This window comes from Acinetobacter sp. GN11, assembly GCF_054823985.1.
In genome coordinates this window covers 1-16,587 of the sequence record NZ_JRVL01000133.1, presented here as the reverse complement: position 1 = coordinate 16,587, position 16,587 = coordinate 1, and the positions used below count along the sequence as shown (strand labels likewise).

Sequence of the window (16,587 nt, the reverse complement as noted above, 5' to 3'; positions counted from 1 at the left end):
TTTTATTTTATTTCTTTTAAATGTCAAAGATTTGACATGTCAAAATTAAAGCCTTGACTTTAAAGTTAGCTTTAAACTTATAGTGCCCACATTGGCTATTAATTAATACGTCTTGATAAAGACACGGTAGCTACTCGGTCAATTAATGTATAGGTGAACTCCAATGAATATAAAACAACAATTTACTGAGGTTGAATTTGGGCAACAAAAAGTCAAAGTACCCAAAGGTGGTTATTATGACCGCTTTAGAATGAATCCTGATCTAGATGAAGTGGCTCAAGATCCAGCTGCTGGCAATATCGACTTTTTCCGTCATATTCCTAAAAAAATTGTGGAATCGAGAGTAGGTCCTGTCTGGGCACCTAACTTTTATTATCGTAGTGCAAATGTTCAGCTGTTAATGCTTGCTCCAATTAAGCAAATTAAAGCAAAACTTCCCGCTGCTTTAACGCCGTTACAACCATTTCCGGGCTATGGTTTGGTCGCCGTCACATTCTTTACCTATTCAGTTTGTGACAATGACCCTTATAACGAAGTATCGATTGCGATTGTCATACGCCAACCTAATGCTCATGGGCCACATATCGTAGAGTTAATGAAATCGATGCGTCAACGTCATTTTTATGCGCATGTTTTAGCTTTGCCTGTTGATACTGAAATCGCTAGAGTGCGCGGTGTATATGGTTACCAGCTACCAAAATGGTTAACTAAAATTGACGTCAACATTAACTCAAAAGAAGTCCAAGCCGATATTTTTGATGTTAATAGCAAATTGGATTTAAGATTAAAGACCTCTGTACCGACTTTAAAACATGTTGATTCTGAAACACATATCAACAGAGCCACCATGTTACATGTTATTGATGGTAAATGGCATCAAACTGAAGTTGAGTCCAACATTCTTTCTTTTGCGCAAAAGCTTTTTCCAAAGAATGTTCAACTCGAGAAAAATGAGGGGCCTTTAACTACATTGCTAAATGAATTAAGTGCTTCAAAAATTCTACGCTTAGATGTTATTGAGGATGCTCAGGTGGTACTTAATTTGCCAGTTAAAATTTAGTAATGCTTTATTCAATAATGATTAGAGTAGTTAAACTAGATATATAAACCTATTTCTTGCTTGTATTTTCTATATTTTAAAGCCTACTACCTAAATAGTAGGCTAGTTTTCAATACATTATTACCAAATTTTATTTCAGTGGCGATATTGAAGTTGGTAATGCAATCATTGACTTCATTGCATGAGTTAACCACTGTGGACCACCTTTTGGTGGCCAAATGCCATCTGCCACTGATTTCGCACGAATTTCCGAACGCTCATTCAATGACGCGTATGGCCAAATACTTACAATACGAGGTGTGCCATCAAGAGCATACATCGCTATTGTTAATTTTGAGTATTGAGTGCGAGTCGGCACTGCATTTTTCCACGCATCGAGAACATGAGGGACACCACCATGTTTCAACTCATAAGTACGGATTTCATATACAGGACCAAATTCACCCACCTCAACTTCTGGTAAGAAGTCAAAACCAGCAAAATTTTCTACTGAATATCTAATAATATTTTCAGATGCACCAAACAAGTTTTCTTGTGCTGCTAAACGCGCATTTTCATCATCTAATTCTTGTTGTGAAGCATAGCTGCGTAATACAACAACTTGGTTGAGCTCGCCTATATCAGAGAAAAATACTCCAAGTAACTTACCCTTAGCTGTCTCATCTTGGTAAAAACTTTGAATACCTGCTGCAACAGTTGCAGTTGTACCCATTTTGATAGTGATGTTAATTAATTGATAAAGCTTCATGCGGTTCTCCGTGGTTGTGTCATTTGTGTAGGTTGTTCAGTCACTTGTTTATTTAGTTTTCCTGCAGCAAATTGGGCAATTCGCCAAGCAAATACCATCCCTGGCCCTAGTGTTGTTCCTGGGCCTGGATATGTTCCTTTAAAAATTGAAGATAGGTCATTACCGCAGGCAAATAGTCCAGTAATCACCTGATTATTCTGATCAAGCACTCGACCATAAATATCGCCAGCTAATCCACCACTACTCGCACAGTCCATTGGAATGACAGGTAAAGCGTAAAAGGGACCTTGCTCAAGTTTGCCCAAGCATGGATTAGGTTTGACTTCAGGATCTCCGTTAAAACGATTCATCACACCACTGCCTTTACCAAAGTCTGTGTCTACACCCTGTTCAACGAGGTGATTAAAACGTTGAACTGTATTCACCAATCCTTGAGCGTTAATCCCAACCTTTTGGGCAAGCTCTTCTAGTGAATTTGCAGAGAATAAATATTTTGCTTTGAGGTAGTAATCGAGTTTTTTTGCGCCTGGCAAAACAAAACCTAACCCATATTTTTGAATCGCAGTTTGGTCGCAAATCAGGTAAGACTGAATTTTTGGTTTACCTTGATTTGTTTTAAGCTGAGCCATACAAAAGTCGTGGTACGAATCTGATTCATTGACAAAGCGTTTGCCATCATCATTGACAGCTATCACGCCTGGTTTGGCCCGGTCTAAAATAATGTGTGGCCAAATAGCTTTATAACCGCTGGCATGAACATGGATGGAGCATGGGAAATACAGCACACTGCTATCCACAGATGGGTCAAGTTTTGCACCTTTTTCCATAGCTTTACTAAGCCCATCGCCCGTGTTTGAGTAAGGTGACAGTGAGTCTACGATTAAACCTTTTGGGAACAATTGTTGGCGTAACTTTATATTCCATCCCACACCACCAGTGGCTAAAACTACCCCCTTTCTGGCACGAACAACTTTCACACCTTGTTCGGTTTCAATTTTGGCTCCCACCACTTTGCCTTTTTCGACCAGTAGCTCTTGCAGTGGTGCATTGAACCAAACAGGAACATGTTTTTGTTTAAGGTTATAAAATAAGCTACCTACCAAAGCATTACCCATAACAAGCCGTGTACCCCGATTAAAACGGAGACGTGACAGAAAATAAGGCACCACCACTTTTAAGGTAGTCATAAAGTTCTGAAAGCTTTGTATAGGATTTAACAATGCATTTAATTCAGTACGATTGACCATCATGCCGCCTAAACCCATAAATTCCGCTCGTGGAGGACGTACATATTTAAAGTCAGCACCTAAAACACTTGCATCAAATTCAGCAGGCGCAAGTGCACGACCACCAAATGCTTCACCTGGTTGGTTTTTCACATAATCGGGGTGTGCTAAACAAGCATTAAGCTTAACTGTAGTTTTCTCATCTAAATCACGAACCATATCTGCACAAGAAGCTAGAAATGCTTCACGAAGTTCTTCACCACCACGTTCACCAACGACAGATTTAAGAAAAATTCGAGCTTGCTCAATATCATCAGGAACACCTGCTTGAACACTTAAATGTGAGCCTGGTGCCCAAATCGTTCCACCTGATGTTGCTGAAGTGCCACCTACTTGTGAAGCCTTTTCGCAAAGTAAGACATCTAATCCATTAAGCTTGGCAAAAAGTGCTGCGGACATGCCTGCTGCCCCACCGCCAATAACCAATAAATCAACTTCTTTATCCATGTTCAATTCTCCTTAGTCTTGCTTATGTGGCATGAACGCTACTGTTTCAGTTCTAACTTGTTCAGCAATTTTTTTTGCAGCAAGATAACCAAATGTCATGGCTGGACCCAAGGTAATTCCACCACTTGGATATTGACCACCCATGATGCTATTGAGATCATTTCCAGCCGCAAATAATCCATTAATTGGTTGCCCTGCTTTATTGAGTACATGGGCATATTCATCTGTAACCAGCCCTGCAAATGTCCCTAAACTTCCTGGCACCACTTCAACTGCATAAAATGGTCCATTTTCAATCGGGGCAATACATGGGTTCGGACGATGATCGGCATCACCCTGTGCTTTTTGATAAGGGGTGGTACCACGTTGGAACTCGGGGTCTTGGCCTAAATAGGCATATTGGTTGTACTGCTCAACTGTTTTTAAAAACTGAACTGGATCTATACCGCATGCCACAGCCAACTCTTGAACACTGTGTCCTTGTTTTAAATAACCGTTGTCCAGCCAAGGCTTTAGAGAAATTGGAAAAGGTTTAACAGCACCTAGACCATAACGGCGAATAAATTTATGGTCACAAATCAGCCAGCAATGTGCTTGTTCGCCTTGCGGTGTATGCTTGAATAAATCTTTAATAAATAATGGATAGGAATCCCCTTCATTCGTGAACCGACAGCCATTTTTTAAAACTGCAATTAATCCCGGTTTACCTCGCTCAACCAAATGTGGAAAACGACCTAAAGTTCCATCTAAACGCGGAATTAATGAAACAGGTGCCCATGCGCCAGACCACGGCAAAGTTTGGTCAACAGTTGCGCCTATTGCCTCTGCTGCAATTAAGCCATCACCTATATTTGTTTCAGGAGCAGCTGAATGATGAGGAGTTCCTTCACTCACATGTTTGAATAAAACTTGTTTACGTTTTTCATCATGCGGAAAACCGCCTGTCGCTAATACCACGCCATGTTTTGCTATTATCTTGACGATGCCAGCTGGTGTTTTAAATAATGCTCCAATCACTCGACCATTTTCTTCAACTAATTCAGTCATGGCATGATTTGCTAATAGTTGTACTTTGTAATCGAATGCAGATTTGAGTAGTCGAGCCACCAAAGCATTACCATTCACAATTTGAGTTGAGCGCTTAGTGAAAATTAAGTCAAAGAAATGCCGTAACACGCGTTTGGTCGCATAGACAAAGGATGGAATTGCACTAAAAGTATTAATGAAGTGTTTCATATCTGTGCCTGATGCAATACCCATTCCCCACAGCGTAGTTTCAGGAATTGGTGGACGTAGGATATTTAGTTTCTGACCAAGCAAACGACCATCGTAAGGTGAAGCAACTATCGAACGCCACCCAACCCTAGCACCTTCAATATTGAAAAAGTCAGGTACCGCCGCACCAATATTAAATTTAACCTCAGTTTTGGCTTCGAAAAATTCCACCATTTTGGGTGCTTGAGTTAAATAAGTATGAATTTTGGTTTCATCATACTTTTCACCCAAAATATTTTTTAAATACAGCTTTGGTATATCAATCGGTTCCGCTTGTCCTTCACGTTCAGCATGAGGTGTATTAGGAATCCATAACCACCCTCCCGATACAGCAGTTGTTCCACCAAATACTGATGCTTTCTCTGCGACAATGACATTTAATCCTTCATGTGCTGCGGTCACGGCGCTTGAAAGCCCACCTGCACCTGAACCAATGACTAAAACATCACATTCGTAGCATTCACGAATTGGCATCGGAGTCATCTGAAATGGTTGTTGGGTTTTTGCGTTCATACTTCTTACCCCGTAACAGTGCCCAATTGAGCAAGTGCAACGAGCTGCTTCATTGCTTGTAAATTAATTTCAGCACGTTCAAGAGCTGGACGTTCACCTAGTACCAAATTTGGGACTTCTGCAGCTAACATAATTTCTTTGGGCAAAGCACGAATTAATCCTACAAGATCAATTTCGCCTTGCCCTGGCACTAATCGATTAGAACGTGCAATCTTAATTAAGCCTTCATCACTTGGATCATATTCAGCAAAACCATCGCAAAGCTGAACATAGTTCAATTGCTTTGGATTGAGTGCTTTGATTTGCTCAAGTGTTGAATCTGATCGGTCAAAATGTAATGCATCAATTAAAATAGCAGCATTTTCTTGCCCTGATTGATTCACGATATATTCAGCCTGCGCCAAATTTTTCACATTGGTCCATGGCATGAACTCTAGGTCACAACTCAAGCCAAACTGTTTGCTTAATTCACACAATTGTGCAAAGTGATGTGTCAGTCGTGATTGCTCAGGGTCATTTCCTGCAACTAGAATATGCCTAGCACCAAGCTGCTCTGCGGTATTAAAAAACTGCAAATATTTATTTGGTTCAAAGTCGGAAGTAATTCGTACAATTTCAACATCAGCGATACGAACACCCGTGTCATCCAAAGCAGCCCTAGTTTCCTTAATCAGCTTGCTATCATTTAAAATTGGATAATCTGCTTCGTTCGGTGCTGCAGGCAGCAGGCGTAAGCCCACCGCTGCATAACCACACTTTGCTGCAATTTTGACTGCTTCAACAGGACTCACATCTGCAACTGTCAAAAATGAAAGTGAATATTCACGCGACATCTTGTTGCTCCTGTTCTTTCTCAAGTAAATAAGCAATCATTAAGTCACGAACCTCAATGAACATGTCTGTTCCTTTGACTGCGTTACATCCCAAAGTCGACGCATGCTGAATAAATGGTGTGTTTTCAGGGCTAGTCACTACATCTGCAACTGACATTTGTTCAGTTATTTTTTCTAATTGAAAAGCTGCTGAAGGATCGCCATTCATTCCCATAGGTGTCGCATTGACCACAACGTCGAATCCTGTTGGATCATTGTTATGTGCAACAACTTTTCCTTTACCTAGCTGTTGAAGTTGTTCAACTAATTGTGTTTGACGCATTTGATCTACATCAAAAATTGCTAACTCTGCTACCTCAGCAAGAAGTAATTCATAAGCAATCGCTTTACCTGCTCCACCAGCTCCCGCCAAAATGGCACGTTTATCTTTTAGCTCGATTAACTTATTTCGTATCGCTTGTACCATGCCTTTACCATCAAGCATGTCTCCTTCCCACCCTTCTTTACAGCGGCGAATCGTATTTACCGCCCCAATAAACTGTGCACGTGAAGTTAATTTTTGGCAGCAATTCAAAGCCGAAATTTTATGAGGCACCGTGACAATCAAGCCGTCACTATTATTTAAATACAAATTTTGCTGAACAAAATTTGGGAAGTGTTCTGGTGTTACATCAGCAGGTATAACAATCGCATTTAAATCCTTTTTAAGCAGCTCCATCGTTACACCCTCAGGTGATTTGACCTGTACAATCGGATGTCCGACCACAAAATAAAGACGAGTTGATCCATTCAATTGAATATCCATTATTCAATCTCCTTAAAAATCTATGGGTTAGAAAATTTTAGATTTGAACTTTTTTAAGTTCGTGCTGACGTATCTTTGTTGGCGAATAAACCAGTTTCATAATAATTAATGCTACGACCATGCCGGTGGTTGGTAAGCAAAGCACAAGGAAAATTTTGCTTGTGGCCCATCCTAGGCTTAGAAAATATGCTCCGGCAAATGCACTGGCAACTGCGCCTAATCGGCCTATCCCATGCATCCAACTGTTTCCTGTTGCGCGAGCAAAAACTGGATAGAATGAACTTGATACACTGTTAAGACCCGCATTCGCACCATTCATCCACATGCCGATGAAGAAACACATCATGCTATACATTACAAAGTTATGACCCACCGCACCTAGAAAGAACATGAAGCCAATTGCTAATACATATGCAATCACCAAACCTAGGTGTGGATTGAACTTATCCATTAAATAACCGCAGGCGATACAGCCAATAGGACCACCTAACTGGTAAATCGCAGTGATAATTGAAGCTTCACTAATGCTGAAACCAAATTCATGGCTCATCATTGGTAACCAACTTCCAAGTAAATACACCACAAACAAACCAGATGCGTAGCTCCACCAGAGCAAAAAGCTGCCTAAGAAATAAAAAGGACTCAGGACTGCTTTTACTGGATTATCAACAGTATTAGTTTTTGCTTTAGGTAAAACAAAAACAGTGTTAGCTGTATCAAAATCTGGTGCCATTTTATGGATAATGGCATCAATCTCTGCTTTCGGATGTTCTTTAAGGACTTTATAACCAATAGATTCGGGTAATTTAAATGCTGCGATAACGGCTAAAATAAGTGGTAGGACTCCACCAATAATCATCATGGCATGCCAGTTAAAATGTGGAATCACCCAAGCAGCCAAAAAACCTCCAATAGCAGCACCAATTGTGAATCCACTTAAAATGATGGTAACCATACGGCCATTCATTCTCATAGGAGAGTAATCCGTTACCAGCGTAACAGCTTGCGGCATTACTCCTCCCATAAATAAACCAGCAATAAAACGGAACATCATCAGTTCTGTCACATTGCTAGAAACTGCTGCACATAAAGTAAATACGCCAAAACCAATTAAGTTAATAATGAGTAGTTTTTTACGTCCGAACTTGTCTGCCAAAGGTCCTGAAATCACTGCGCCTACAGCTAAACCAATTAAAGCTGCACTCATTACGGGTGCAAGATCAGTTGTAGTAATTCCCCATTGCTGCTTAATGACGGGAGCCACAAATCCCATGATTGATATATCAATACCATCAACAACGACAATCATTAAACATAAAAAGATGACTAGTTTTTGTATTGGGGATATGCGATTTTCATCAATAAACTCCCTTAAATTTACCTGTTGAGTCATACACTTACTCCATTAGTGTTTATCAGCAAATATGCGTTTTCCATCGCTTATTCAGTTTTGCTCCCTACTTATTCCCAAAAGCTGAATAATTAGGAAACTCCTTATCTGAATGATTCATCTGTACGGCATTTGAGATAGAATCTAAAACAACTATAATCTGTTTTTAATTTTTTTGGAACACTGTTCCAGAAAATAATATTAGGATTTTTATGCTCAGCAATACCGATCGTTCTTTGCTCATCCTCGAAGCACTATTAAAAGAAGTGGATGGATGTGCACTTAGTCAGCTTTCTGTTGATCTTGATATCCCAAAGTCTGCAATGCATCGCATTCTGACTGCGATGAAAGACATGGGATATATCTATCAAGATGAAATCACGCAGCACTACAAGCTCACTCTTAAAATTGCCTCAATGGGTTTGAGTTTTCTATCATCGCGCTCGATTACCGAAACATTTCAACCCTATCTTGATGAATTGGCAGAAACTTCTTCTGAACTGGTTCGCCTCGGTTTAATCGAAGACGAAAAAATTATCTGGATTGGTAAAGCTCAAGGAGCCAAATCAGGTCTAAAATATGATCCTGACTCTGGCAACGTGGCCTATTTACCTGCTTCAGCTTGTGGTTTAGCGTATTTATCTACTCTTGATCAAAATGACTTTTCCCGAATTGTGGAACGTGAAGGTTTCGATAAAGCCAAGAACTTTGGACCAAACTCACCAAAAGACCTTACAGAACTAGAGCAAATGATTAAGGCTTCTAGAGAGCGAGGTTATGGTGTGATTAGTGACACCTATGAGCTAGGCATGTCTGCTATGGCTAAAATCATTCTCAATCCACAGACAGGTGAGCCTTTTGGCACAGTCAGTATTGCAGGGCCTTCTGTACGTTTAAGTCCTAAACGTATTGAAGAGCTAGCGCCAGCACTCATGGTCACTTCAGAGAAAATTGCTTCCATCATCAATTTAATCCATATCTAATTTTTAGCCTCTAAGGCAATCAAAATCATATTTCGATTGCCTAAATTCCCTTTAAACATATTTTAAGTTCCAAAAATTGATCAATCGTTATTTATGACAAGCTAATATAGGCCCCACCTTAAATTTAAGTTGATGCATCAACCAAACGATAGTCACCATTAATAATGCTGCAATCAGCCCTAATGTGATGACCACCCCGAAATATTCAATAAAATAACTGGAAAGGATGACAGGCCAGATCGTACCTTGATAAGCAATAAACAAATAACTAGAAAAGATCAGCGGATTTTTTTCCCGATCCATCATATTGCCAATAAAGTGGTAGACAGCACTTAAGGTAAAACCATGTCCCATACCCGTCAGCAAAATACTGATCAATAAAAACCAAACTATGTGTTCGATTTCTGCCATTACCAAACTAATGGTTCCAAGCAATAAAGCGAATAGCCCTGCATACAACACATGCAATTCTTTAAACGATTTACAAAATAATTGACTCAGTACTGACACAAATAAAATGATTGAAATCGATACACCTGTTAAGGTGGCTGATGATTTAATCGGTAATTCTTTAATAAAAGTCCCAGCCAGAGCTGCATATAAGCTGAAGGCCCCGAAACTACAAAGTGCAGCCACACTACAGACCCAGAAAACTTTACGTGAAGCCATCTGTGGTAATGCTAAACCTTGTAACTTTAATAACTCATTTAACTGATATTTTTTCTCAATTTTAAATCTGGGTTTGACCCAAAAAACACTGATAAATATGAGAAGTGAAAAAAAGATAATAATCCAATAAGGATCAGCCAAAGGTCGCACGGTATGATCAGCTAATACACCACCCATCAAAGGCCCCAAACCAAAACCCAAGACCGTAATTATAGAAGTAAGCTTTTCAGCTAATGCTTTATTACGAAACGGATATTGATCTTTGAGTCCCACCATTGCAGCGGTAGTAATAAGTCCTGAAGCAATTCCAATCAGAAACCTTGAAAAGCCCAGTAACCAAACAGAACTTGCCAATGCAGACAACATTAAACCTAAAATGGTTAAAGCTAGACTGACCAAAATCACATTTTTATAGTGATAAATTGCATTGAGTTTATTTAAAAACAGGAGTGAAAAAACTACGCCTAACATATAGGAAATGAAGATATAACCTATTTGAGACGTTGAAACGCCCCACTCTTGTTCATAGATTGCATATAGAGGACTTGCCAAAGCTGTGCTTAAAGCAGCAAGGCACAATGCAAAACTAATAATACAATATTGAACACTGGACTTTGGTGTCTGCATAATTCAACCAAAAGTGACTTTTAAGTCGATTTTAATTCAAATATGACCAACAGGTCAATTTATGTTAGAATAATCTTGGTAATAATGAAATCTAGTTCAACATGATAAAATCTAAAACACGCGGCCCAAGTCTAGAAAAAACGCAAGAAACTAAAAAGAAAATTATTGACTCTGCTCTACAACATTTTATTGAAGTGGGTTTTGCAAGAGCAAAAATTTCAGATATTGCTAAACATGCTGAATTAGGCAAAGGTACAATTTATTCTTATTTTGAAACTAAAGACCAGCTATTTGAAGCAGTAATTGATGCCCTCATCAACGATTCATTTCGTCCTATTCGCGCCTCTGAAATCACGCAGGATGAAACCGTTTACGACTTTATTTGTAAAAAGATTATTCCCAGCGTTTTAACTCTCGAATCGACTGGTCGTGCAGATATGGCACTCTTAATTTTACGTGAAGGAAATAATTTTCCGCATATTCGTCAAACTTACGTAAATAAGATTTTTTTACCTATTCAGTATGAGCTTGAGCAATTAACCAGTTTAGCGATTCAACGTGGAGAATTATCAGCCACTATTTCCCCACAGCAATTTGCATTGCTTATTGTGAGCCCTATGTGGATGGGTATGATTCACAATGGCATCCTGAATCCAAATGAAGTTTTATCACTTGAAACGCTTTTTCAAGAAAATCTAAAAATCTTGTTTGGAAAATAAAAAGGCAAACCTCTGTTTGCCTTTTTATTCATAAATATTTAAAAATTAAGTTTCATGGTCATACCTGCGACCCAAGCCTCATCCACTTGTTTCACACCACCAGCTTGATGCACATATTGAATATTTGGTCGTAAAGCAATACTAGGTGACCATTGAAAGTTATAGTTCAGTTCAATATTCAATTCGTCATGCTGAATCGGTGTATATTTCGGATTTGCATAGTCAGCTTCGGTTAACCCCAGCAATTGGTTAGATGCATTTTGGCGCTCTCGTACACGATCATTCACATCAAAACGTGCCAGACCTAAACCAATAGTATCATTTGGTCGATGCTCGAATATGCCCTTATACCAAAGTGCTAGTTGCTGTGTGCTTTCAACAACAGTTGTAGATTTATCATTAAAAGTAAAGTTTGCTGAAATAAATAAACCCTGCTTAGGGTCGTCCGCAGGCGCAAAAACCTGTTGTTGCGCATTAAGCCAAACACTATGCTTATTGTTTTGCCATTTCCGATCTGCTGCATTTGGCTCAATATTACCTTTTTCATCTGTACTAACATTACGTGCATCTGCCGTTGACAAAAATGCACCGACTTTATATTCACCACTTAAGCCATCGAAAAATGCTAGATTGGGTTTCCAAGATAGTTCCACAGGAATTAAAATACCTTTACGTTGATCCATATCCAAATTAAAACCATGTTGCTCTAAGGCATTTTCAGGATTGACCTCATAAATCCCTGTTCCAAACCAGAGTGAAGGTAAAACTTGATATTTGGCGTTAATTCCCCATTGGCTTACAGGACTATTAAACCAAATATCTCCTACTGTTTTACCTAACTGACCTCCGCATAACATTAAGTTCTGAAACTCACAATGCGATGCATTAAAATCATCTGAAAGCCCCATACGACCTACCTTAATTTGTAGATCATTATTCAAAAATCCTTTTTTAACCCATGCACTGGTTAAACGCCACCATTGTCCACGACCATAAATCTCTTGAGCACTACTAAATTGCGGCGCTCTAGGATCACTAATCCGATCAGTAGAAAGTGACTGCCCGTCTCGTTTAGTTATGCTCAACTGTGCTTGAGTATCTTTCCAACCTGCGATTTTTTCTAAATCTAGACGTGTACCAAATGTCCATTGGTTTGCATTAAATAGCCGTGATGAATCGCCATAACCCCCACTCAAATTAAGGGCACTTTCATTTTGAAAAGCGGCAGTAAATTGATAACCTTGCTGTTCGAGTTGAGTCCGTTTTCCGTTCCAATCGCCCAATATCCATTTTTGATCCTGAGCTAAAGGATCGAATGCGAATAGCGCACTACTTGCTAATGTAAAAGTTGAAATCATCGCAAGCGAAGTCATAGAAAATTTCATTAATGCTGTTCCTTAGCATATTGTTTATTATGAACATAAAGCCTTGAATTATTTCAGCTGAATCAACTGCTATACATTTTTTAAGTGTATTTATCCCTACCTGATCAGCATGCTGATCAAGCTAATTCAAAGCCATAGAAAATATTTAATAAGCAAAGATAGATTTTAAAATTGTTAATCAACTTGCTTTATTACTGATTTAACTCAACTGTGTTTTAGTTTGCACAACAGACTGTTTCGTTTTAATACCCTGAATTAAAACAGCAACCCCTGAAAGTACAGCAGGAATCATTAACAATGAGAACATCATAGAAAATGGCATACCTGAACTGATCATCGCAGCTCCAGCAAATGCACTTAAAATTGCACCAAAGCGCCCAATACCATTCATCCAGCTTGCTCCGGTTGCGCGAGAAGAAGTCGGATAATATCCAGTCGCTAAAGCACTCAAACCAACGGCCCCACCATTAAAGGTAAAACCAAGAATCCATGCAAAAACACACATAAGCACCATATCATGACCAAAATGCCCTAACCCAAAGGTTGCAAGTGCGCCAATTAACATGGCAATAAAAAGAACCAAACGCGGACGATAATGATCCATACACCAACCAAGAGTAATACTTCCAACAGGACCACCAATTTGAAAGAATGAGGTCACAATGGCAGCTTGAGAAATGGTAAATTGATTCGACTTAATTAAGGTTGGCAACCAGCTACTGCATAGATAGATTAAAAATAATGCCATGAAATAACTGATCCAGAGCATAATCGTGCCATAGCGATATTTACTAGATAAAATTAGACCTAGGCCAGATTTCTCAGTTTTTACTTCATTCAGATAAATTTCTTGATTTAAAAAAGAAGATTGTGGAAATAAGCGTTTTAAAATCGCTTTGATTTTATCTTGTGAGTACGATTGCTTGACTAGATAGGTAATTGATTCAGGCATTTTCCAATATAAAAATGGTACCAAAATCAAAGGCAGTACGCCGCCTAATATCAACATACTACGCCAGCCAAACTCAGGAATCATCCATGCTGCTAAAAAACCACCTGCTGCAGCGCCCAGAGAAAAGCCACAGTAGGCAACAGTCACTGAAAATGAACGGCGATGATCTGCTGCATATTCTGAAACTAAAGTCGCTGCATTGGGAGCAGCAGCACCTGCACCTATTCCAGTAAGAAAGCGATAAATTAAGAGATGTGTGATGTCAGTTGAAAAAGCTGTCAGCAATGTAAAAATACCAAAGCCAAGTACACTTAAAATTAGCACTGGTTTTCGGCCAAATTTATCTGATAAAGGTCCAGAAACTAAGGCACCTATTGCTAATCCAATCAATGCTGCACTTAAAACTGGTGCTAACTCTTGTGCACTAATGCCCCACTCCTGAATAATCTGAGGAGCAATCAATCCCATGACTACTACATCCAGACCATCTAGGGCAATAATAGCAAAGCAAAAAAATAGAATGAGCTTTTGTAAACCACCCATCTTATTTTCATTTAATATGCTTTTTACATCTTTCCTTTGTATTTGACTTGTGCTCATGAGTTTCTCCTTATAAAAGCACGAAGTTTCCCTCGGTGTTTTTCTCAAAACACCGTTCCTTAAGGGAATTTTTAAATAAACTGCTGTTTAAGGCTTAATTAATGAAGCTAAGTTCACTGGCCTTAAAATTTGATTCACCTGTGACGTCACTAAACCTTCAGATGCTTTCAAATAAACTTGGAAGTCAGGATCTGTATCTCGGGCAAAACTACGCTTTTCATAGTCATCCAGACTGTCATAACCCCACAAATGTACGACCTGATTTAACGTACCGATATTACTAATATAAAAACCAAGTGGCTCGCCCAAGTGCTTTTTCAAAATAGGCATCGCCAGCTGATCGAATACCTCAAGAAATCTAGGCATGCATCGTGGTGTAATATTGTAAATACGGTGATCAACAATCGGTTTATGAAACATGAAAAGTCTCCTTAACAGATTGAGAGTTGGCAGATTTAGAATTTTTAGATGATATAAAACCGCTCCCTCCTTTAGCTAAATCAGCAATATGTGATCCTGTGATATAACCAAAAGTCATGATTGGCCCTAAAGTAATTCCTGCACCTGGATAGTTTCCACCCATAATACTCGCACGGTCATTACCTACTGCGTATAAACCTTGAATGGGTTGATGAAACTGATTTAAAACTTCACCAGTAACGGCTGTTCTGATTCCATCAAATGTTCCTAAATCGCCCATAAACACCTTCACAGCATAAAATGGACCTTGCTCAATTGGTGCTACACATGGATTTGGTTTGTGATCTGGATCGGCCAAATATCGGTTAAACGAAGTAGAACCACGGTGGAATTCTGGATCCTGGCCTTTCACAGCCCCTTCGTTATAACGCTGTACTGTTTTAGCCAACTGCTCAGCATTAATTCCCACCTGCTGTGCCAGTTCTTTTAAACTATTACCTTTAAAGAGATAGCCTTTTTTAATTAAAGATGAAAGTGGCATTGGGGCGGGTTTGGCATAACCTAAACCGTATTTGCTAATCGTTTTATGATCGCAGATCAACCACATGGCTGTTTCATCAAACTCCTCACAAGCCCTAAATAAATCTGCACCTACATCATGATAAGAGTTTGATTCATTGGTAAAACGTTTCCCGTTTTTAAGTACACCAATAATTCCAGGCTTATAACGGTCTAATAAATGTGGGAACACGCCGTAGCCATCTGTATAAGGGACTTTTGACACAGGCATCCATGCAGCAGAATCCGCATATTGAATATCCACTACACCACCAACCGATTCTGCAAGGCGACAACCATCTCCTGTATTAGTCTTTGGCACAGGTGAGATGTGTTCACCACCATGTTTCAGGTGCGCGTAAACTTGTTTGAGTCGTTCAATATCATGTGAAAAACCACCACATGCCAGCACGATTCCGTTTTTAGATTTAATCTGGCAGTGCTGATCTTGTTGTTTAACTTGTACGCCAACAACTTTGCCATTTTCAAAATTTAACTGCTTAACTTCAGCTTCTGTATAGATGGGAATATCTAAATCAAATGCAGATTTAGCCAAACGTGCAGCCAAAGCATTACCACTTGTCACATTGGTACCGCGACCATAGACAGCCAGTTCTTTTAAATGAATAGCTAATCGCTTTGCCACATAGATAAATGAAGTAAACGATTTAGTGGCATTAAAAAAGTGCTTTAAATCTGCATTAGATGAATTAAACATCATGCCAATAAAGGTAATCGTTTTAAGAGGTGGGCGTAGGCGCTTCATATTTTCGCCCAAACCACGAATATCATAAGGGGCAGCTAGTACAGAGCGACCAATATCAACCCCACCCGGAGCATCTGGATGATAGTCGGGATAAAGTGTCGGGATAAATTTAACCGAGGTGTATTGTTCGAAAAAATTTAGCATTTCAGGTGCATAATCCAGAAATGCGTTTACAGCCTCAGCATTAAAAAATTCTTTGGTTTCATGCTTTAAATAGGTCAATGCTGCTTCACGGCTATCTTGTATACCATTTTGTTTTGCATGATGGTTTCCTGGAACCCATAGTACTCCACCAGAAAAAGCTGTTGTACCTCCGAACACATCATCTTTTTCAAGGACAATAACATTTAAGCCTTTTTTCTTAGCAGTAATCGCAGTCGACAAACCGCCTGCCCCTGCACCCACCACAACCAAATCGCATTCAAGCTGTTGAGGTAATTTGGTATTCATTGTTGTCACTCCTTGCGACAGATCCATGCGTTCACTTGCCTGAAATAGCTGGCTACACCATCCTGATAGTGTTGTATCGAACGCTTTTCTTTTTATTAAAC

At 39.3% G+C, this 16,587-nt stretch carries 14 protein-coding genes; 3 read left to right on the top strand and 11 right to left on the bottom strand.

The window, feature by feature from the left end:
- Window positions 1-163: 163 nt before the first annotated feature.
- Window positions 164-1,060, top strand: a complete 897-nt coding sequence (locus NL42_RS12225; protein ID WP_461312947.1) for an acetoacetate decarboxylase — start codon at window positions 164-166, stop codon at window positions 1,058-1,060.
- A gap of 130 nt (window positions 1,061-1,190) precedes the next feature.
- On the opposite strand, the gene NL42_RS12220 is transcribed toward NL42_RS12225, so the two are convergent.
- From NL42_RS12220 to NL42_RS12195, 6 genes are read right to left on the bottom strand one after another with little or no spacing between them, the layout of a single operon-like run.
- Window positions 1,191-1,808: an NIPSNAP family protein gene (locus NL42_RS12220; protein WP_461312946.1), complete on the bottom strand. Its 618-nt coding sequence runs from the start codon at window positions 1,806-1,808 to the stop codon at window positions 1,191-1,193.
- On the bottom strand, window positions 1,805-3,541 hold the full coding sequence (locus NL42_RS12215) for an FAD-dependent oxidoreductase (protein ID WP_461312945.1): 1,737 nt from the start codon (window positions 3,539-3,541) through the stop codon (window positions 1,805-1,807). Before NL42_RS12215 ends, NL42_RS12220 begins: the two co-directional genes overlap by 4 nt.
- Before the next feature lie 12 nt (window positions 3,542-3,553).
- Window positions 3,554-5,329, bottom strand: a complete 1,776-nt coding sequence (locus NL42_RS12210; RefSeq protein ID WP_461312944.1) for an FAD-dependent oxidoreductase — start codon at window positions 5,327-5,329, stop codon at window positions 3,554-3,556.
- A 5-nt stretch (window positions 5,330-5,334) separates the two neighbouring features.
- Window positions 5,335-6,162, bottom strand: coding sequence for a sugar phosphate isomerase/epimerase family protein (locus NL42_RS12205; RefSeq protein ID WP_461312943.1), 828 nt, complete (start codon window positions 6,160-6,162; stop codon window positions 5,335-5,337).
- The gene (locus NL42_RS12200; RefSeq protein ID WP_461312942.1) at window positions 6,152-6,967 is read right to left on the bottom strand and encodes a shikimate dehydrogenase family protein; all 816 of its coding nucleotides are present in this window, start codon (window positions 6,965-6,967) and stop codon (window positions 6,152-6,154) included. The genes NL42_RS12205 and NL42_RS12200 overlap by 11 nt, the downstream gene beginning before the upstream one ends.
- A 37-nt stretch (window positions 6,968-7,004) precedes the next feature.
- On the bottom strand, window positions 7,005-8,360 hold the full coding sequence (locus NL42_RS12195) for an MFS transporter (protein WP_461312941.1): 1,356 nt from the start codon (window positions 8,358-8,360) through the stop codon (window positions 7,005-7,007).
- A 209-nt stretch (window positions 8,361-8,569) separates the two neighbouring features.
- On the opposite strand from NL42_RS12195, the gene NL42_RS12190 reads away from it, so the two are divergent.
- Window positions 8,570-9,340 (top strand): IclR family transcriptional regulator, encoded by a 771-nt coding sequence (locus NL42_RS12190; protein WP_252612922.1) that lies wholly within the window; start codon window positions 8,570-8,572, stop codon window positions 9,338-9,340.
- An 87-nt stretch (window positions 9,341-9,427) separates the two neighbouring features.
- Here the strand turns inward: NL42_RS12190 and NL42_RS12185 are convergent, their stop codons facing one another.
- Window positions 9,428-10,636 (bottom strand): MFS transporter, encoded by a 1,209-nt coding sequence (locus NL42_RS12185; RefSeq protein ID WP_461312940.1) that lies wholly within the window; start codon window positions 10,634-10,636, stop codon window positions 9,428-9,430.
- 101 nt (window positions 10,637-10,737) lie between these two features.
- Here NL42_RS12185 and NL42_RS12180 point away from each other — a divergent pair, with 101 nt between their 5' ends.
- Window positions 10,738-11,355, top strand: coding sequence for a TetR/AcrR family transcriptional regulator (locus NL42_RS12180; RefSeq protein WP_461312939.1), 618 nt, complete (start codon window positions 10,738-10,740; stop codon window positions 11,353-11,355).
- A gap of 38 nt (window positions 11,356-11,393) precedes the next feature.
- Here the strand turns inward: NL42_RS12180 and NL42_RS12175 are convergent, their stop codons facing one another.
- The 4 genes from NL42_RS12175 to NL42_RS12160 form a co-directional block, all read right to left on the bottom strand.
- Complete coding sequence (locus NL42_RS12175) at window positions 11,394-12,728, bottom strand: carbohydrate porin (RefSeq protein WP_461312948.1); 1,335 nt, start codon at window positions 12,726-12,728, stop codon at window positions 11,394-11,396.
- Between the two features lie 211 nt (window positions 12,729-12,939).
- Complete coding sequence (locus NL42_RS12170; protein ID WP_461312938.1) at window positions 12,940-14,292, bottom strand: MFS transporter; 1,353 nt, start codon at window positions 14,290-14,292, stop codon at window positions 12,940-12,942.
- A gap of 87 nt (window positions 14,293-14,379) precedes the next feature.
- A complete protein-coding gene (locus NL42_RS12165) occupies window positions 14,380-14,712 on the bottom strand; it encodes an NIPSNAP family protein (RefSeq protein WP_005305836.1) in 333 nt (110 codons plus the stop codon).
- Window positions 14,702-16,587 (bottom strand): FAD-dependent oxidoreductase (locus tag NL42_RS12160; RefSeq protein WP_461312937.1); only part of this gene is annotated, 1,886 nt, incomplete at its 5' end. The genes NL42_RS12165 and NL42_RS12160, both read right to left, overlap by 11 nt.